The 518-nt window shown below is 69.9% G+C and carries 2 protein-coding genes; both read right to left on the bottom strand.

Annotation, left to right across the window (positions count from 1 at the left end):
* On the bottom strand, positions 1-236 hold a 236-nt coding region (locus F0415_RS12555), incomplete at its 3' end, for a DUF6127 family protein (RefSeq protein ID WP_149861551.1).
* A 120-nt stretch (positions 237-356) separates the two neighbouring features.
* Positions 357-518: DUF2793 domain-containing protein (locus F0415_RS12890; RefSeq protein ID WP_149861550.1), on the bottom strand; the 162-nt coding region annotated here is incomplete at its 5' end.

Here is a 518-nt window from a genome sequence, read left to right as displayed (position 1 = left end):
GTCGTGACCACCTTGATGGTGGTCTGCCACGCGGTACGGCGCGCGTCGCGCCACGCTTCCAGCAGATCGCGCAGCTCGCGGAGGTCGCGTGCGGCGTGGCCGTTCTCCAGCCCGAGATGGGCAAGGCATCGCTCGGCCCCGCGCTCGGCGGCGCGGTCGAGCAGGTCTTCGAAGTCCTCGCGGCGCAGGAGCAGCATGTTTTCGACGAGTGCGGGGGCTTGGGTCGGTTCGGTCATGGCGGGTCTCCAGACAACGAAGTTGCGGCGTAGGCTCATGTGGCGCAGCCACGTGACGCCGCCGCCAAACGACGAACCCGCCACGCGGGCGGGTTCGGGGGTGACGGATCGGGGTGCGGGTCAGACGGGAACGCCGGCGCTCCACCCGCCGGTTTTGTAGACGGCGAGCCTGTCCTCGGCGGCAATAAAGGCCAGCCAGCCGACCTTCGGGGCGTGGTACTCCCAGGCACCATTGACCCACACTGCAATCTGGTCGGTCCTGCCGGCCCAGGCGCCGGTGGC

This window comes from Arenimonas fontis (assembly GCF_008386465.1).
GTDB classification, from domain to species: domain Bacteria; phylum Pseudomonadota; class Gammaproteobacteria; order Xanthomonadales; family Xanthomonadaceae; genus Arenimonas; species Arenimonas fontis.
Note: the sequence above shows the minus strand (reverse complement) of the source record. Positions and strands in the feature narration are given on the sequence as shown.